This window comes from Streptomyces sp. NPDC002573 (assembly GCF_042889625.1).
GTDB lineage: Bacteria > Actinomycetota > Actinomycetes > Streptomycetales > Streptomycetaceae > Streptomyces > Streptomyces gibsoniae.
The window spans coordinates 170,794-187,100 of the sequence record NZ_JBIARC010000003.1; the positions used below are offsets into that span (position 1 = coordinate 170,794).

Below are 16,307 nucleotides of genomic sequence, written 5' to 3' on the forward strand. Positions count from 1 at the left end.
CGGCCGGTCGGGCGGAGCCGCGCAGACCCGGGGCTCGGGGCGGGGCCGGCACCTCTTCCCCGGGTTCCTCGCCGACGGACGGAGACAGGGGCTGAGCTGCGCCTCGGCTAGCCTGGACGCACGATGAACGACCGTATGAGCACGCCCTGGGGCGCCCACACGCTGACCCGTTTCCCCGAGGATCCCCGCGACCGGCTGCGCGCCTGGGACGCGTCCGACGCGTATCTGCTGCGGCACCTCGCGGCGAGCGGTATGTCGCTCGACGGTACGGTCGTGGTCGTCGGCGACCGGTGGGGCGCGCTCACCACCGCGCTCGCGGCGCACCGACCGACGCAGATCAGCGACTCGTTCCTGGCCCGCGAGGCGACCCGGCTGAACCTCGCCCGCAACGACGTCGACGCGGACGCCGTACGCCTCCTGACCACGCGGGACGCCCCGCCGTCCCGGATCGACGTCCTGCTCGTACGGGTGCCGAAGAGCCTCGCGCTGCTGGAGGACCAGCTGCACCGGCTGGCGCCCGCTGTGCACGAGGGCACGGTGGTCGTGGGCACCGGGATGGTCAAGGAGATCCACACCTCGACCCTGACGCTGTTCGAGCAGATCCTCGGCCCGACCCGCACCTCGCTCGCCGAGCAGAAGGCCCGGCTGATCTTCTGCACCCCCGATCCGGCGCTCGAACGGGGCGCCAACCCGTGGCCGTACCGGTATCGACTCCCCGACGGCATCGGCTCGTTGTCGGGCCGGACCGTCACGAACCACGCCGGTGTCTTCTGCGCGGACCGCCTCGACATCGGCACCCGGTTCTTCCTCGGACATCTGCCGAGCGGCCGGGACGCCGAGCGCATCGTGGACCTCGGCTGCGGCAACGGGGTGGTCGGTCTGGCGGCCGCGCTGAACGCGCCCGGCGCCGAGGTGCTGTTCGTCGACGAGTCGTACCAGGCGGTGGCGTCGGCGGAGGCGACGTACCGGGACAACGCGGAGGGGAAGGCCGAGTTCCGAGTGGGGGACGGCCTGTCCGGGGTGCCCGCCGGGAGCGTGGACCTCGTCCTCAACAACCCGCCGTTCCACTCTCATCAGGCGACGACGGACGCCACGGCCTGGCGCATGTTCACCGGGGCACGGCGCGCCCTGCGGCCGGGTGGCGAGCTGTGGGTGATCGGCAACCGCCATCTGGGCTACCACGTGAAGCTGCGCCGTCTGTTCGGCAACAGTGAAGTGGTCGCGAGCGACGCGAAGTTCGTGGTCCTTAGGGCCGTCAAGAAAGGGAGCTAGCGGTGGATCCCCGCGGCCCACGCCGACGGGGACCCACCACGCGGGGCTAAGGAAACTCGGGCGCGGGTGAAGGCGCGTCGCCGTCCCTGAGCACGGCGATCAGCCGGGCCACGGTCCGGACCATCGCCTCCCGTCCCACGCCCAGATAGCCCCGTGAGTCGGCCGCCTCGGGATGCGCGGCGAGGAACTCCCTGATCGCGCCGGTCATCGCGACGTTCAGCGCGGTCCCTATGTTGACCTTCGCGATGCCTCCCGCGACGGCCGCCGTCAGCTCTCCGTCCGGCAGTCCGGAGGAGCCGTGCAGGACGAGGGGTATGTCGAGCGCGGCACTCAGCCGCTTGAGCAGACCGTGGTCGAGTGCGGCCGTGCGCGTGGTCATCGCGTGGGTGCTGCCGACGGCTACGGCGAGGGCGTCGACGCCGGTGCCGGACACGAAGGCGGCGGCCTCCTGGGGATCGGTCCGGGCGCCGGGGGCGTGCGGGTCGGGCGGCGGCTCGCCGTTCTTGCCGCCGACCTGCCCCAACTCCGCCTCGATCCACAGCCCTTGGGCGTGCGCCCAGTCGGCGGCTGCGCGGGTGGCGGCGAGGTTCTCCTCGTACGGCAGCCGGGCCGCGTCGTACATCACCGAGCTGAACCCGGCGCCGGGCGCCTGCCGGAGCAGGCCGTCGCTGTGGATGTGGTCCAGGTGGAGGGCGACGGGCACGGCGGCGCGCTCGGCGGCCTCGGCGGCGGCCCGGGCGAGGGGAAGCAGACGTCCGTAGCGGTACTTGACCGCGTTCTCGCTGACCTGGAGCACCACCGGGGCGCCCGCGTGCTCCGCGCCCACGATGACGGCCTCGACGTGTTCGAGGGTGATGACGTTGAACGCGGGCACGGCATGACGTGCGCCGGCGGCAGCGGCGATCAGCTCGCCGGTGGCTGCGAGGGGCATGGGTCCTCCCGCTCAACGGGAACGCGGGGCGGGACCGGGGCGCCCGCCGGGGTTCGCGCTGGGGTTCGGGCCGGGGTTCGCGCTGGGGTTCCCGTCGCGGCCCGGATCCGCGCCCGGAGTGAGGATCACCGAGCGGGTCAGATGGCGCGGCCGGTCGGGGTCGAGCCCCCGGGCGGTGGCGACGGCGACCGCGAGCCGCTGGACGCGTACGAGTTCGGCGAGCGGGTCGAGTTCACCGGCGACCCACAGCCCGCCCGTGTCCCGCACCTGCCGGGCGAGCCCCTCGGGCGCCTCCCCGAGCATCCAGGTGGCGGTGCCGTGCGTGGTGATGCTGACGGGGCCGTGCCGGTACTCCATCGCCGGATAGGCCTCCGTCCACGCCCGTGCGGCCTCCCGCATCTTGAGTCCGGCCTCGTTGGCCAGTCCGACCGTCCAGCCGCGGCCCAGGAAGGTGAACTGTGTGCAGTCGGCGAGGCCCGCGGGCAGCGGGGTCTCCAGTGCGGTACGGGCATCGGCGACCACGGCGTCCGAGTGCCGGCCGAGGTGGGCCCGCAGCACGGTGAGCGCGGTGGTGGCGAAGCGGGTCTGGACGACGGACTGCTCGTCGGCGTAGTCGAGCACGACCACCTCGTCGGCGCGGTCCATCACGGGTGTGCCGGGGTCGGCGGTGATCGCGGTGGTCCGGGTCCGCCCCCGCAGCCGGCCGAGGAGTTCGAGGACCTCGGTGGTGGTGCCGGACCGGGTGAGGGCGACGACCCGGTCGTACGGGCGCCCGTAGGGGAACTCGGAGGCGGCGAACGCGTCCGTCTCGCCCTGCCCGGACCGCTCACGCAACGCGGCGGCGGACTGCGCCATGAACCACGAGGTACCGCATCCGACGATCGCGACCCGCTCCCCCACCGCCGGGAGGGCCCGTGTGTGGTCCGCCGCGTCCTTGGCGGCGCGGCTCCAGCACTCGGGCTGGCTGCTCAGCTCGTCCTCGACATGGGTCATGCTTCACCCTCCCCACTGTGCGATTTCCTGCAAGATATAGGTGACTTTCAATCAGAATCAAGCATTCGGACCGAGGTGGGGTGCGTTAGGGTCGCCGCAGCGGCCGAGGAACGCAGGCCGGGGAACGGAGACGTGCGGATGTCGCGGGACGCCCGCTGGAAGGCGCTGCTGGAACTGCTCGTCGAGCGGGGCCGACTGGATGTCGAGGAGGCGGCGGCCGAGCTGGGGGTGTCGGCCGCGACCATCCGCCGCGACTTCGACCAGCTCGCGGAGCAGCAGATGCTGGTGCGCACGCGGGGCGGCGCCGTGGTGCACGGCGTCTCCTACGAGCTGCCGCTGCGCTACAAGACGGCCCGCCACGCCTCCGAGAAGCAGCGCATCGCCAAGGCGGTGGCGGATCTGATCGCCCCCGGGGAGGCGGTGGGCCTCACCGGCGGCACGACGACGACGGAGGTGGCGCGCGCTCTGGCGGTGCGCGGCGATCTGGCGACGGGCTCCCCCGCGCTGACCGTGGTCACCAACGCGCTGAACATCGCCAACGAGCTCGCCGTGCGGCCGCAGTTCAAGATCGTGGTGACGGGCGGCGTCGCGCGCCCGCAGTCTTACGAGCTGATCGGCCCGCTCGCGGACGGGGTGCTCGGCCGGATCACCCTGGATGTGGCCGTGCTCGGTGTGGTGGCTCTCGATGTCACCCATGGCGCGGCGGCGCACGACGAGGCGGAGGCCGCGATCAACCGTCTGCTGTGCGAGCGCGCCGAGCGTGTGGTCGTCGCGGCGGACTCCAGCAAGCTGGGGCAGCGCGCGTTCGCGTGGATCTGCGGGGTGGAGTCGGTGGACACACTGGTCACGGATTCAGCGGCCGGGGCGGACGTGATGCGGCGGTTCGAGGAGGCGGGTGTGCGGGTGGTCGTGGTCTGACACCCGGCCCCGATGCGGGTGGCCCCGGCGTCTCGCACGGGCCCGATGCGGCCGGCCCCGGCTTCTCGCAGGGTCTCGCACGGCCCGATGCCGGGCGAGGCGCGATCGACGGCCCGCTCTGTCGTGATCGGCGACGCCCCGCTCCCCGCGCTCCCGGCCACGCCCGCGCCTAAGCTGGGACTGCGCTGGGGCGTGTCGGGTGCTCAGGGAGGCTGTGATGGCCGAAACGCCATGCGATGCGTTTGTGTCCGGAGGCTCCCGGTACCTGTCGATCGCGGATCACGGGCTCATCGGTGACCTCCGCACCGTGGCCCTCGTGGGCACCAATGGCACCATCGACTGGTACTGCTGCCCGGCCTTCGACCGCCCGAGCGTGTTCGCGTCGATCCTGGACGCCGACAGGGGCGGGTCCTTCGAGCTGACGGCGACCGTGCCAGCCCGTACCAAACAGTTCTACTTCCCCGACACCAACGTGCTGATCACGCGGTTCTTCACGGAGGACGGGGTCGGCGAGGTGCAGGACTTCATGCCCATCGGCGAGGGGTGCGTCGAGAGCGAGCGCCACCGGCTGATCCGTCGGGTGCTGTGCGTACGTGGTTCCATCCCGTTCCGGGCCCGGGTCGCCCCACGGTTCGGCTACGGCGCGGAACCGCACACCCTCCGGCTGCTCGGCGACGTGGCGGTCTTCGAGTCCACCGACCTGACGCTGGCCCTGACCGCCACCATGCCCCTGGAGGGCGACGACTCAGATGTGTGGACGGACTTCAAGCTGGCCGAGGGTGAGGCGGCGGTGTTCGCGCTGGACCAGCTCTGTGAGTCGATGCCTCCGCGCATGTGCGCGCGCACGGAGGCGGAACGGCAGTTCGCCACCACGGTGGCGTACTGGCGCCGCTGGCTGGCCGCCTCGCGCTACCGCGGCCGGTGGCGGGAGATGGTGCACCGCTCCGCCCTCACCCTGAAGCTGCTCACCTACTCCCCGACCGGCGCGATCGTCGCCGCCCCGACCACCAGCCTGCCCGAGCAACTCGGCGGCGAGCGCAACTGGGACTACCGCTATGTCTGGGTGCGGGACGCTGCCTTCTGCGTCTACGCCCTGCTGCGGCTGGGCTTCACCGGCGAGGCCGAGGCGTTCATGAGCTTTGTGACCCGGCACGTCATCCCGGGGGACGGCGGACCGTCCGGCCCGCTGCAGATCATGTACGGGATCGACGGCCGCACCGATCTGCCCGAGCGGGAGCTCGACCATCTGGAGGGCCACCAGGGCTCCGCGCCGGTGCGGATCGGCAACGGCGCCGCCACCCAGCTCCAGCTCGACATCTACGGGGCCCTCATCGACTCCATCTACCTCTACGACAAGTGGGCGCAGCCCATCTCCAGCGACCAGTGGGACCAGGTCTGCGCCCTGGTCGACTGGGTCCGCGACCACTGGGACCAGCCCGACGAGGGCATCTGGGAGACCCGTGGCGGCCGTAAGAACTTCCTGTACTCGCGGCTGATGTGCTGGGTGGCGATCGAGCGGGCCATCCGGCTCGCCAACCGTCGGGGCCTGCCCGCCGACCTGCTGCGCTGGCGGCGGTGCCGGGACGCGATCTACCGGCGGATCATGGAACACGGCTGGTCCGCCGAGCGCCGGGCCTTCGTACAGTACGAGGACGGCGACGTGCTCGACGCGGCGCTGCTGATGATGCCGCTGGCCAAGTTCGTCGCGCCCACCGATCCCAAGTGGCTGTCCACCCTGGACGCCCTCACCCAGGACCTGGTGTCCGACTCGCTGGTCTACCGCTACGACCCGCAGGCGGCGCCGGACGGCCTGCGCGGCGACGAGGGCACGTTCTCCATCTGCTCGTTCTGGTACGTCGAGGCACTGGTGCGGGCCGGCCGTCTCGACGAGGCACGGCTCGCCTTCGAGAAGATGCTGACCTACGCCAACCATCTGGGCCTGTACGCCGAGGAGATCAGCCGCACCGGTGAGCAACAGGGCAACTTCCCGCAGGCGTTCACACACTTCGCCCTGATCAGCGCGGCGTTCAATCTGGACCGGGCGCTGGGCTGAAGGTGACTTCGCCGCCCCCCCCCGGCCGGAAGTCCTCGCCCCACCGGGCCGGAAGGGGGAAACGTCCGGTCAGGGGTCACGCAGCCAGTCACCGGCGGCGCCGTGCGACGACCGCTCGTGGTGCGGCAGACGGGAGTCGTCGAAGCGGTAGGTGAGCTGGTCGATCACCGCGACCACTCCGTCGATCTGCTTGGTCATGGAGACGGCGACCGCCGTCTCGGTCCTGCGTACCAGCTGGCCGGTGAGCGTGACCACGCCCTCGACCACGAAGACATCGATGCTCCGGGGTGCCAGCCGCAGGGTGCGGATCAGCACCTCCTCGATCACTTCGTGGCGGATCTCCGCGTCGGACCGCAGAAAGACCTGGAGCAGGTCCCGGCGGGTGACGATGCCGACGAGCCGGTCCTCCTCGTCCAGCACGGGCAGCCGCTCCACATGCCGCTGCGCCATGGTCCGCGCGGCCTCGGCGATGGTCTCCTCGGCGTGCACGGTGACGGGCGGTACGGTCATGAGCTGGCCGGCGGTGAAGGCCGTGGACTTGGCGACCTGTCGGCGCGCCCTGGACGTCAGCGGGGCGAACCGGAAGCGGCGCCTGGGTTCGTCCGCGTCGAGGGCTTCCGACTGCCTGGCCACCAGGTCCGTCTCGGAGACGACGCCGATGACCTTGTCGTCGTCGTCCACGACGGGCAGTCCGCTGATGTGGCGGTCTGCGAGGAGCCGCGCGACCTCCTTGAACGGAGTGCGGTACTCGGCGCGGATGACATCCGTGGTCATCACCGAGCCGACCTTGTTGTGCTTCATGTCCTTCCCTCCTCGGCGAAGTGGGCGCAGACATGGGTCCTGGGGCCCGCGCGGCGGCAGACGTACGCACGCGGGCGTCGAGCACGATGCCTCTCGATTCTTCCCCTGCCTCTCGACACGTACCTTGCCTCTGCTCTTCGAGCATCCGGCGGTTCCGGGGCGATTCCATGGGCTGGCCGGGGGTGGACCGGGGGCCGTTCGGCCCTGATGTCGAGCAGGCGGCCGTCGGACGGCCGTGAAACCGGGATGAAACCACCGTGAAGGCAGCCGTCCGCATGCTCTACGGCATGACCTCACACAGCGGCACCACCGACACCGCCCCCGCGACCGCAGGCTCCTGCCCCGTCCATCTGGCCCCCGAACTCGTCGAGGACCCCGTAGGCGCCTACGCCGGCTTCCGCACCCGGTCCGAGCTCCCCGAGGTGGTGCTTCCGGGCCTGCAGACCCCGGCACGGCTCGTCACCCGCTATGCCGAGGTCAAGGCCGCCCTGACCGAACCGCGGCTCGTCCGGGACCGCTCCAGGGTCCCCGGCGGGGCCGACGGCGCCGACCCGCAGGCCGAGCTGCTGGAGGCCGCGCTCGGCGGCTTCCCGGCGGAGTACGCCCGCTATGTCGCCGGTCATCTGGCGCTGCTGGACGGCCCGGAGCACGCCCGGCTGCGCACCCCGCTGACCCGGGCGTTCACCGCTCGGCGCATAGCGGCCCTGCGGTCGTTCGTGGAACGGACGGCCGAGGACCTGCTGCGCGGACTCGCGGCGCGGGGCGAGGCGGATCTGCTGGGCGAGTTCGCGTACCCGCTGGCCACCGTCGTCGTCTGCGAACTCGTCGGTGTTGAAGAGGACGACCGGGACCGGGTGTGCGCCTGGATCCACGACTTCGCGTACGGCGACGGCAGCCGCACGGTGGACGGGCTCGTCGGCATCGTGGACTACACCAGGGAGCTGATCGCCCGGCGGCGGGCCGCCCCCACCGAGGACCTCGTCTCCGCACTGATCGGGGCGAGCCACGACGGCGGGGAGCCGCTGACCGAGGACGAGCTGGTGTCGGTGGTCTTCCTGCTGATCAGCACCGGGATCACCCCGCCCGCCCTGTTCCTCGCCCATGCGGTCCTCGCCCTCTTCGACCACCCGGAGCAGCTCGCCGCGCTGCGGGCCGATCCCGCGCTGCTGGAGCGTGCGGTGCCCGAACTGCTCCGTCACGTCAGCCTCGTGCGCATCGGTGCCTCGACGTACGCCACCGAGGACTTCGAGTTCGCCGGGACCGCCCTGAAGAAGGGGGAGACCGTGACCGTGGCACTGCTCGCCGCCAACCATGACGCGGAGGAGTACGGCGAGACAGCCGACCGACTGGACATCACCCGGGAGTTCGGCCGCGGCGACGGCCATCTCGCCTTCGGCCACGGCGCCCACTACTGCCTCGGCGCAGCCCTCGGTCGTCTCGTCACCGCGGTCGTGCTCGACCAGGTGCTGGTCCGCCGTCCCGGCACCGATCTCGCCGTGGGGCGGGACGAGCTGGAGTTCGGGCACTGGCCTGGCGACGGGTTCCACCTGCTGCGGCTGCCGGTGCGGTTCTGAGGGATGTGCCTAACGCTCACGCGCCGATCACCGGTACGGCACACTCGACCTCATGGAGAATGCCGAGTTCATCGAGGTCCTGGACCGGGAGGGGCGGTTGCTGGCCGCCGCGGCGGAGGAGTCGGGTACCGCCGCGAAGGTGCCGACCTGCCCGGACTGGCTGGTGCGGGATCTGCTGCGGCACACGGGCATGGTGCACCGATGGGCGGCGGCCTTCGTCACCGAGGGGCACACCGCGTACCACCCCGGCGGCGGACTGCCGGATCTCGACGGCGCGGCGCTCCTGACCTGGTTCCGCGAGGGGCACTGCCACCTCGTCGACACCCTCTCCGGCGCCGCGCCCGACGTGCAGTGCTGGCACTTCCTGCCGGCCCCCTCGCCGCTCGCCTTCTGGGCCCGGCGGCAGGCGCACGAGACGGCCGTGCACCGGTTCGACGCGGAGGCGGCGCGTGGCGGGACGCCCACCGCGGTCGGCACGGACTTCGCGCTCGACGGCATCGACGAGTTGCTGCACGGCTTCCACGCCCGTTCCAGGAGCGGGGTCCGCAGCGAGGAGCCTCGGGTGCTGCGGGTGCGGGCGACGGACGCCGACGACGCGGTGTGGAGCGTACGGCTGTCGGAGGGGCCGCCCGTGGCCGAGCGGGTGGGGGCAGGGGACGCCGACTGTGAAGTGGCCGGGCCCGCCGAGCAGTTGTACCTGTCCCTGTGGAACCGGCTGCCGTTCCCGGAGGTGACCGGTGACGCCTCGGTCGCCGCCCTGTGGCGCGAGAGGTCCGCCGTCACCTGGAGCTGAGCGACCGGGCCCTCAACCCGCCAGCATCCTCGCCAGCACCCCTCGGTGGATCGGCAGCACCTCGCGGTGCAGATCGCTCCCCTTGGCCGTGAGGACCACGCGCACACCGCGCCGGTCCTCCGCGCACATGGCCCGCTCGACCAGTCCGTCCTTCTCCAGGCGGGCGACGAGCCGCGACAGCGCGCTCTGGCTCAGATGGACCCGCTCGGAGATCTCCTGGACGCGGTAGGCACCCGAGTCGTCCGGGGCGGTGCGCTCGGACAGCAGGTCGAGCACCTCGAAGTCACTGGCGCACAGGCCGTGCGGGTGCAGGGCTCGGTCGAGTTCGCACTGGGTGTGCGCGTGCAGCCCCAGGATGTCGCGCCACTGGTCCACGAGCGCCCGCTCGGCCTTGTTCACCTCCGCCATGGCCGCACCGTAGCAAAGAACCCGCTTTGTTGCATCCGAATTAAATGCGCTTGCATTCAATGCATGCGCATGTAAGTCTCTGAGGCATGACCTCTCCGCTCCCCAACACCGCGTCCGAGGGACGCTGGACCCCGCGGCTGTGGGGCACCCTGCTGGTGCTCTGCGCCGCGATGTTCCTGGACGCCCTGGATGTGTCGATGGTCGGCGTCGCCCTGCCGTCCATCGGTTCCGACCTCCATCTGACGACGTCGACGCTGCAGTGGGTCGTCAGCGGCTACATCCTCGGCTACGGCGGCCTGCTCCTGCTCGGCGGACGCACCGCGGACCTGCTCGGCAGGCGCCAGGTGTTCCTGGTGGCCCTGGGCGTCTTCGCGGTGGCCTCACTGCTGGGCGGGCTCGTCGACTCGGGTCCCCTGCTGATCGCCAGCCGCTTCATCAAGGGCCTGAGCGCCGCGTTCACGGCGCCCGCCGGACTGTCCATCATCACCACGACCTTCGCCGAGGGCCCGCTGCGCAACCGCGCCCTGTCGATCTACACCACCTGCGCCGCCACCGGCTTCTCCATGGGCCTGGTGCTCTCGGGTCTGCTCACCGAGGCCAGCTGGCGCCTGACCATGCTGCTGCCCGCGCCGATCGCGCTGATCGCCCTGCTCGCGGGCCTCAAGCTGCTGCCCCGCAGCGAACGGGAGAAGGACCACAACGGCTACGACATCCCCGGCGCCGTCATCGGCACCGCGTCGATGCTGCTGCTCGTCTTCACCGTCGTCGAGGCACCGCAGGCCGGCTGGGCGTCCGCCCGGACGCTGCTGTCCTTCCTCGCCGTCGCCGTGCTCCTGACCGCGTTCGTCACCGTCGAGCGGCGCTCGGCCGGTCCGCTGATCCGGCTGGGCGTCCTGCGCTCCGGCACCCAGATCCGCGCCCAGCTCGGCGCGATGGCCTTCTTCGGGTCCTACGTCGGCTTCCAGTTCCTGGTCACGCTGTACATGCAGTCGCTGCTCGGCTGGTCGGCGCTGCACACGGCGCTCGCCTTCCTGCCCGCCGGGGCGCTGGTCGCCGTCTCGTCGACGAAGGTGGGCGCGATCGTCGACCGCTTCGGGACCCAGCGGCTCATCGCGGTGGGCTTCGCATTCATGGTCGTCGGCTACGCACTGTTCCTGCGCGTCGGTCTCGACCCCGTGTACGCGGCCGTCATCCTGCCGAGCATGCTGCTGATCGGTGCGGCCTGCGCGCTGGTCTTCCCCTCGCTCAACATCCAGGCCACCAGCGGTGTCGAGGACCACGAGCAGGGCATGGTCTCCGGCCTGCTCAACACCTCGGTCCAAGTGGGCGGCGCCCTCTTCCTGGCCGTGGTGACGGCGGTGGTGACCGCGCACACGCCCGCGCACCCCACGCCGCAGGCCGTGCTCGACAGCTACCGCCCCGGACTGATCGTGGTCACCGGTATCGCCCTCGCGGGCCTGCTCGTGACCCTCACAGGACTGCGCGCCCGCCGGTCGCAGCGGTCCCTGGTCGTCGCCGGGTCCCTTCCGCAGGAGGTCGGGGCCCTCTCCCAGGAGGCGCACGCGGAGCACGTGGCGGTCCGCGACTAGGGGGTCGCCTCCACGTGCGCCCGGCGGGGCTTCCTTGCTCCGCCGGGCGCCCGCCTGTTTGATCGGCGCATGGAGAACCACGGGGGTCGTTCACCTGGCGGCCGGCGACGGCGCACCCAGGCCGAGCGGGACGCGATCACGGTCGAGATCGGCTACGCGCTGGGCACTGCCGCGTTCGCGGCGGCCCTGCTGTTCGGTGCCGTGGCGGGACCGGTGTTCGTGTTCCACCTGGTCGGCGGCGCGCGGCGCGCCCTCCTCGTCTCGGGGGCCGTCGGGGCCGTGGTGCTCTTCGCCGTCCGGGTCGTCAGCGTGCTGGTGCGCTTCGGGCGCGGCGCCGGGAGTCAGCCCAGCCAGCCGGGTCGGACCAGCCCCGACTCGTAGGCCAAGACCACCAGTTGAGCCCGATCACGGGCGCCCAGCTTGACCATGGTGCGGCTGACGTGGGTCTTCGCCGTGAGCGGGCTGACGACCAGCCGTCGGGCGATCTCGTCGTTGGACAGACCGATCCCGACCAGGGCCATCACCTCCCGCTCCCGCTCGGTGAGCGCGGAGAGCGAGGCCCCGGCGGCGGGCTGTTTGGACCGGGCGGCGAACTCGGAGATGAGCCGCCTCGTCACACCCGGCGAGAGCAGGGCGTTGCCCTCGACCACGGCCCGGACGGCGCGCAGCAGTTCCTCGGGCTCGGTGTCCTTGACCAGGAAGCCGGAGGCTCCGGAACGGATCGCCTCGAACACGTACTCGTCGAGTTCGAAGGTGGTGAGCATGACCACCTTCACCGTCTGCAGATCCGGGTCGTCGGTGATCCCGCGGGTCGCCGCGAGCCCGTCGACCCGTGGCATGCGGATGTCCATCAACACGACGTCGGGCCGCAGTTCGCGGACTCTGCGCAGTGCCTCCTCGCCGTCGGCCGCCTCCCCCGCCACCTCGATGTCGGGCTGGGCGTCCAGCAGCGCCCTGAACCCGGCCCTGACCAGCGACTGGTCGTCGGCGAGCAGTACACGGATCATCGGCCCTCCCGGCGCTCGACGGACTCCTCGGACGACGCCCTCAGCGGCAGCACGGCGAGCACCCGGAAGCCGCCGTCGTCCCGCGCGCCCGCCTCGATCGTGCCGCCGAGGGCGGCGGCCCGCTCCCGCATCCCGGCGAGCCCGTTGCCGCTGCCGCCCGCGTCGGCGCCGGTCGCGGGTCCGTCGTCGTCGATACGGAGGCGGAGGGCCCCCGCCCCGGTCTCGACACGTACGCGCGCGTGCCGCGATCCCGAGTGCCGTACGACATTGGTGAGCGCCTCCTGGACGATGCGGAAGGCGGCGAGGTCGGCGGCGGGGGCGAGCCGGGGCACCGTGCCCTCGACGGTGACCGCCAGTCCGGCGCTCGCGGCCTGCTCGACCAGCTCCGGCAGCCGGTCGAGCCCGGGCGCGGGCGCGCGGGGCGCGTCACCGGGCGTGCGGAGGGTGTCGAGCACCTGACGCACCTCCCCCAGCGCCTCCTTGCTGGCGGCCTTGATCGTGGTGAGCGCCGTGCGCGCCTGCTCCGGATCGGCGTCCAGCAGCGCGAGACCGACCCCGGCCTGGACGTTGATCACGGAGATGCTGTGGGCGAGGACGTCGTGGAGTTCACGGGCGATGCGCAGCCTCTCCTCGTCGGCACGCCGACGTGCGGCCTGCGCCCGTTCGGCCCGCTCGCGGGCCCACTGCTCGCGCCGGACCCGCACCAGTTCCGCGACCGCCACGAAGGCCACCACCCAGGCGGTGACGACCAGTTCCTGTCCCCAGGAGGCGGCCGAGTCCCCGGGCGGCGGCAGCCAGCGGTACAGCCAGTGCGCCACAAGGACGTGTCCGGCCCAGAAAACCCCGACGGCCGTCCACGCCGCCGTGCGGCGCCCCGCGACGAGCGCGCCGAAACAGCCGACAGCGACGGTGAGGAACACCGGGCCGTAGGGGTATCCGGCGCACAGATACACGGTCGCGGCCACGGATGTCACGAACGCGACGGACACGGGATGCCGCTGCCGCCACAGCAGCGCCCCCGAGGCCACCAGCAGCAACACATAGGCGAGGACATCCAGAGGCGCGCGGCCGTGCTGCCGGTCGAGTGCCGCTGCATGCGTACCGACGATCACCAGGACGGTGAGCAGCAGGGTGGAGCGCCAGGGCAGACGGGAGCCGCGGACCTCGTCGCCCTCACGGTTCCACCACGGCGGTCCGGGCCGCCATGACGGGCCGGGCGGCCGCGGCGGCGCGGACCGTCGCGCCGGCCCCGCTGTGCTCTGCTCCTCCATGACGTTCACGCTAGACGCAGCCGGGCACGGGTGGCGTCAGCCGGGTGAGGTGATCAGGCGTACTCCCCGGGGAGTACGCCATGGGCCGGTGAGCGGTGGTTACGGGAAGACCAGGCCCACGCCGTGCGCCAGTTGGGCCGCCGCGTGCCGGAAGAACGTCTCCCGGTCCTCCACGACCCTGTTGAACTGCCCGAACAGCTCGAATCCGACCAGCCCGTACAGCTGCGCGCAGGAGGCGACCAGGGCCGTGACCACCTCGGGCGGCAGATCGGGGGCCAGGTCGGCGGCCATACGGCGGGCCTCCGGCTCGAGTTCGGGGGGCACCGGGGTTCGGGCCACGCCGCGCTCCCGGTGGGCGTCGCGCACGATGTCGAGCAGCACGACCCATACGCGGGAGGCGGACGGGACGGTCGTCTCGGGCGCGGAGTATCCGGGCACCGGTGTGCCGTAGATCAGGGCGTACTCGTGCGGGTGCGCGAGCGCCCAGCGGCGTACGGCCTCGGACGCGGCGACCCAGCGCCGAGCGGGGGCGAGGTCGCCGGCCCGCGCGGCCGCGGTCTCGGCGGCCTCCCCCAGAGCGTCGTAGGCGTCGATGATCAGCTCTGTGAGCAGGTCGTCCCGGCTGGGGAAGTAGCGGTAGAGCGCGGAGGAGACCATGCCCAGCTCCCGGGCAACGGCGCGCAGGGAGAGTTTGGCCGCGCCTTCCTCGGCGAGCTGTCTGCGGGCCGCGTCCTTGATGGCGGCGGTGACCTCGATCCGGGCTCGGGCGCGGGCTCCTTGGGGGGTGCTCATCTCCGCAGTGTGCCATGTTCCCGGAGCAGTGCACACAACCGCGAGCGCTGCACTCAAACTAGAGCGTCGCACTCAAAAAGAGCGTCGCACCAAAATGTGAGCACTGCTCTTGCGGTGGAGCGCCGATCTCCCCCACACTGTTCCCACAGCGAGAGCACCGCTCACACTTTCCGCCCCAGGAGGACGGCCCCATGTCCACACACGTCCAGAAGCCCGGCTGGTTCACCGTCAACGTCTTCAACCGCGCCGTGGCCTGGATGACCCGCCGCGGCATCAGCATCTGGGGATCCCGGGTGCTGGCGGTGCGCGGCCGCAAGAGCGGCGAGTGGCGCACCACCCCCGTGAATCTGCTGACCGTGGACGGACAGCAGTACCTGCTCGCTCCCCGCGGCCATGTGCAGTGGACCCACAACATGCGCGCGGCCGGCGGCGGCGAACTCCGCCTGGGCAGGAACGTGGACGTGTTCACGGCCACCGAGGTCGCCGACGACGACAAGGTTCCGCTGCTGCGCGCCTACCTCAAGCGCTGGAAGGCGGAGGTCGGGGTCTTCTTCAACGGTGTCGGCCCCGACTCCCCGGACCAGGAACTGCGCCGGATCGCCCCCGACCACCCGGTCTTCCACGTCACGGTCAGGAACTGACCTCGTCCCCGGCCTGCCGCCGGTCCAGCGCGGTCAGGGCGCGCTGGGCGATCGGACGGGTGCGAATCATCTCCGCCAGGGAGGCGGCCCCCTGCGTGATGTCCTTGAAGGCCTTCCACGCGGGGCGGAAGCCGGTCAGCGCCGCGTGGAAGAGCCCGGGGTGCCGCTCGAACGCCGCCAGCAGCCGCTTCCCGACGCTCATCTCGACGCCCAGGCCGGCCTTGATCGCGAACGCGTAGTTCAGGGCCTGGCGCCGCGTGTCCACCGCGTCGTGCGCCTCGGCGATCCGGACCGCCCACTCCCCGGCGAGCCGCCCCGACCGCAGCGCGAAGGAGATGCCCTCCCGCGTCCACGGCTCCAGCAGCCCCGCCGCGTCGCCGCACACCAGCACCCGCCCGCGCGACAGCGGCGAGTCGTCGGAGCGGCAGCGGGTCAAGTGCCCGGAGGAAATGCTCGGTTCGAAGCCGGCGAGACCGAGCCGGGCGATGAAGTCCTCCAAATACCGCTTCGTGGCGGCACCTTCACCGCGCCGGGAGATCACGCCGACCGTCAGTGTGTCGCCCTTCGGGAAGACCCAGCCATAGCTTCCGGGCATCGGGCCCCAGTCGATGAGGACCCGCCCCTTCCAGTCCTCGGCGACGGTCTCCGGCACCGGGATCTCGGCCTCCAGGCCCAGGTCCACCTGGTCGAGCTTCACCCCGACATGGGCCCCTATGCGGCTGGCGCTGCCGTCGGCACCCACCACCGCGCGCGCCAGCACCGTCTCGCCGCCCTGCAGGACGACGGCGACCGTGCGCCGGTCGGGCACAGCCGACCCGTGCTGCTCGACCCGCGAGACGGTCACACCCGTCCGCAGTTCCGCGCCCGCCTTCTGCGCGTGCTCGACGAGTTGCTGGTCGAACTCGGGACGGTTGATCAGCCCGAACAGCATCTGCTTGGAGCGTCGGGTGCGGGTGAAGCGGCCGTTGTTCGAGAAGGTGACCGCATGCACCCGGTCGCGCAGCGGCAACTCGAAGCCGGGGGGCAGTGAGTCGCGCGAGGGGCCGATGATGCCGCCGCCGCAGGTCTTGTAGCGAGGCAGCTCCGCCTTCTCCAGCAGCAGCACGCTGCGTCCCGCGACGGCCGCCGCATAGGCGGCCGAGGCCCCCGCGGGTCCCGCGCCCACCACGACGACGTCCCATACCCGCTGCACGTCGTCCGCCGAAGAGTTCTCGCTGCTCACGATGGTCTACTGCTCCCGATCAAGCCGCCTGCCGCACCTGTC

16 protein-coding genes are annotated in these 16,307 nt (G+C 71.9%); 8 read left to right on the forward strand and 8 right to left on the reverse strand.

Translation table 11 applies throughout. From position 1 onward, the window contains the following. Positions 1 to 135 precede the first annotated feature (135 nt). Complete coding sequence (locus tag ACFYX0_RS04460) at positions 136 to 1,272, forward strand: methyltransferase (RefSeq protein ID WP_388966179.1); 1,137 nt, start codon at positions 136 to 138, stop codon at positions 1,270 to 1,272. Positions 1,273 to 1,318: 46 nt separating this feature from the next. Here ACFYX0_RS04460 and ACFYX0_RS04465 read toward each other — a convergent pair whose 3' ends face one another. Both ACFYX0_RS04465 and ACFYX0_RS04470 read right to left on the reverse strand, forming a co-directional pair. After that, complete coding sequence (locus ACFYX0_RS04465) at positions 1,319 to 2,203, reverse strand: ketose-bisphosphate aldolase (RefSeq protein WP_388966182.1); 885 nt, start codon at positions 2,201 to 2,203, stop codon at positions 1,319 to 1,321. A 12-nt stretch (positions 2,204 to 2,215) separates the two neighbouring features. Next, positions 2,216 to 3,196: an SIS domain-containing protein gene (locus ACFYX0_RS04470; RefSeq protein ID WP_388966185.1), complete on the reverse strand. Its 981-nt coding sequence runs from the start codon at positions 3,194 to 3,196 to the stop codon at positions 2,216 to 2,218. 138 nt (positions 3,197 to 3,334) lie between these two features. On the opposite strand from ACFYX0_RS04470, the gene ACFYX0_RS04475 reads away from it, so the two are divergent. Continuing rightward, entirely contained in the window at positions 3,335 to 4,114 is a 780-nt protein-coding gene (locus tag ACFYX0_RS04475) for a DeoR/GlpR family DNA-binding transcription regulator (protein WP_388966188.1), read from the forward strand. Positions 4,115 to 4,331: 217 nt separating this feature from the next. After that, positions 4,332 to 6,167, forward strand: coding sequence for a glycoside hydrolase family 15 protein (locus tag ACFYX0_RS04480; RefSeq protein ID WP_388966190.1), 1,836 nt, complete (start codon positions 4,332 to 4,334; stop codon positions 6,165 to 6,167). Between the two features lie 69 nt (positions 6,168 to 6,236). On the opposite strand, the gene ACFYX0_RS04485 is transcribed toward ACFYX0_RS04480, so the two are convergent. Continuing rightward, a complete protein-coding gene (locus ACFYX0_RS04485) occupies positions 6,237 to 6,968 on the reverse strand; it encodes a CBS domain-containing protein (protein WP_311701365.1) in 732 nt (243 codons plus the stop codon). Between the two features lie 287 nt (positions 6,969 to 7,255). Between ACFYX0_RS04485 and ACFYX0_RS04490 the strand changes: the two genes are divergently transcribed. Both ACFYX0_RS04490 and ACFYX0_RS04495 read left to right on the forward strand, forming a co-directional pair. Beyond that, positions 7,256 to 8,542, forward strand: a complete 1,287-nt coding sequence (locus ACFYX0_RS04490; RefSeq protein WP_388966193.1) for a cytochrome P450 — start codon at positions 7,256 to 7,258, stop codon at positions 8,540 to 8,542. Positions 8,543 to 8,594: 52 nt separating this feature from the next. Then, on the forward strand, positions 8,595 to 9,335 hold the full coding sequence (locus ACFYX0_RS04495; RefSeq protein ID WP_388966195.1) for a maleylpyruvate isomerase family mycothiol-dependent enzyme: 741 nt from the start codon (positions 8,595 to 8,597) through the stop codon (positions 9,333 to 9,335). 12 nt (positions 9,336 to 9,347) lie between these two features. On the opposite strand, the gene ACFYX0_RS04500 is transcribed toward ACFYX0_RS04495, so the two are convergent. Then, positions 9,348 to 9,743 (reverse strand): MarR family winged helix-turn-helix transcriptional regulator, encoded by a 396-nt coding sequence (locus ACFYX0_RS04500; protein WP_388966198.1) that lies wholly within the window; start codon positions 9,741 to 9,743, stop codon positions 9,348 to 9,350. Between the two features lie 86 nt (positions 9,744 to 9,829). Between ACFYX0_RS04500 and ACFYX0_RS04505 the strand changes: the two genes are divergently transcribed. Together ACFYX0_RS04505 and ACFYX0_RS04510 are read left to right on the forward strand one after the other, a co-directional pair. Beyond that, entirely contained in the window at positions 9,830 to 11,332 is a 1,503-nt protein-coding gene (locus ACFYX0_RS04505) for an MFS transporter (protein ID WP_388966201.1), read from the forward strand. A gap of 69 nt (positions 11,333 to 11,401) precedes the next feature. Then, a complete protein-coding gene (locus ACFYX0_RS04510) occupies positions 11,402 to 11,713 on the forward strand; it encodes a DUF6332 family protein (protein WP_388966204.1) in 312 nt (103 codons plus the stop codon). Here ACFYX0_RS04510 and ACFYX0_RS04515 read toward each other — a convergent pair. From ACFYX0_RS04515 to ACFYX0_RS04525, 3 genes are all read right to left on the reverse strand, one after another. Beyond that, positions 11,674 to 12,339 (reverse strand): response regulator, encoded by a 666-nt coding sequence (locus ACFYX0_RS04515; protein ID WP_388966207.1) that lies wholly within the window; start codon positions 12,337 to 12,339, stop codon positions 11,674 to 11,676. The genes ACFYX0_RS04510 and ACFYX0_RS04515 overlap by 40 nt on opposite strands. Then, entirely contained in the window at positions 12,336 to 13,610 is a 1,275-nt protein-coding gene (locus ACFYX0_RS04520; RefSeq protein WP_388966209.1) for a sensor histidine kinase, read from the reverse strand. The genes ACFYX0_RS04515 and ACFYX0_RS04520 overlap by 4 nt, the downstream gene beginning before the upstream one ends. Positions 13,611 to 13,709: 99 nt before the next feature. After that, positions 13,710 to 14,402 (reverse strand): TetR/AcrR family transcriptional regulator, encoded by a 693-nt coding sequence (locus ACFYX0_RS04525; protein ID WP_388966212.1) that lies wholly within the window; start codon positions 14,400 to 14,402, stop codon positions 13,710 to 13,712. Between the two features lie 191 nt (positions 14,403 to 14,593). On the opposite strand from ACFYX0_RS04525, the gene ACFYX0_RS04530 reads away from it, so the two are divergent. Continuing rightward, a complete protein-coding gene (locus ACFYX0_RS04530) occupies positions 14,594 to 15,043 on the forward strand; it encodes a nitroreductase family deazaflavin-dependent oxidoreductase (protein WP_388966214.1) in 450 nt (149 codons plus the stop codon). Here the strand turns inward: ACFYX0_RS04530 and ACFYX0_RS04535 are convergent. Continuing rightward, a complete protein-coding gene (locus ACFYX0_RS04535) occupies positions 15,033 to 16,265 on the reverse strand; it encodes a geranylgeranyl reductase family protein (protein ID WP_388966217.1) in 1,233 nt (410 codons plus the stop codon). The genes ACFYX0_RS04530 and ACFYX0_RS04535 overlap by 11 nt on opposite strands. Positions 16,266 to 16,307 lie beyond the last annotated feature (42 nt).

What these genes read in the sequence shown, in the direction of transcription:
- ACFYX0_RS04495 (WP_388966195.1), top strand. Translation starts at nt 8,595, where the DNA reads ATGGAGAATGCCGAGTTCATCGAGGTCCTGGACCGGGAGGGGCGGTTG.
- ACFYX0_RS04480 (WP_388966190.1), top strand. Translation starts at nt 4,332, where the DNA reads ATGGCCGAAACGCCATGCGATGCGTTTGTGTCCGGAGGCTCCCGGTAC.
- ACFYX0_RS04465 (WP_388966182.1), bottom strand. Translation starts at nt 2,203, where the DNA reads ATGCCCCTCGCAGCCACCGGCGAGCTGATCGCCGCTGCCGCCGGCGCA.
- ACFYX0_RS04490 (WP_388966193.1), top strand. Translation starts at nt 7,256, where the DNA reads ATGACCTCACACAGCGGCACCACCGACACCGCCCCCGCGACCGCAGGC.
- ACFYX0_RS04510 (WP_388966204.1), top strand. Translation starts at nt 11,402, where the DNA reads ATGGAGAACCACGGGGGTCGTTCACCTGGCGGCCGGCGACGGCGCACC.
- ACFYX0_RS04520 (WP_388966209.1), bottom strand. Translation starts at nt 13,610, where the DNA reads ATGGAGGAGCAGAGCACAGCGGGGCCGGCGCGACGGTCCGCGCCGCCG.
- ACFYX0_RS04460 (WP_388966179.1), top strand. Translation starts at nt 136, where the DNA reads ATGAGCACGCCCTGGGGCGCCCACACGCTGACCCGTTTCCCCGAGGAT.
- ACFYX0_RS04475 (WP_388966188.1), top strand. Translation starts at nt 3,335, where the DNA reads ATGTCGCGGGACGCCCGCTGGAAGGCGCTGCTGGAACTGCTCGTCGAG.
- ACFYX0_RS04525 (WP_388966212.1), bottom strand. Translation starts at nt 14,402, where the DNA reads ATGAGCACCCCCCAAGGAGCCCGCGCCCGAGCCCGGATCGAGGTCACC.
- ACFYX0_RS04530 (WP_388966214.1), top strand. Translation starts at nt 14,594, where the DNA reads ATGTCCACACACGTCCAGAAGCCCGGCTGGTTCACCGTCAACGTCTTC.
- ACFYX0_RS04500 (WP_388966198.1), bottom strand. Translation starts at nt 9,743, where the DNA reads ATGGCGGAGGTGAACAAGGCCGAGCGGGCGCTCGTGGACCAGTGGCGC.
- ACFYX0_RS04505 (WP_388966201.1), top strand. Translation starts at nt 9,830, where the DNA reads ATGACCTCTCCGCTCCCCAACACCGCGTCCGAGGGACGCTGGACCCCG.
- ACFYX0_RS04515 (WP_388966207.1), bottom strand. Translation starts at nt 12,339, where the DNA reads ATGATCCGTGTACTGCTCGCCGACGACCAGTCGCTGGTCAGGGCCGGG.
- ACFYX0_RS04485 (WP_311701365.1), bottom strand. Translation starts at nt 6,968, where the DNA reads ATGAAGCACAACAAGGTCGGCTCGGTGATGACCACGGATGTCATCCGC.
- ACFYX0_RS04470 (WP_388966185.1), bottom strand. Translation starts at nt 3,196, where the DNA reads ATGACCCATGTCGAGGACGAGCTGAGCAGCCAGCCCGAGTGCTGGAGC.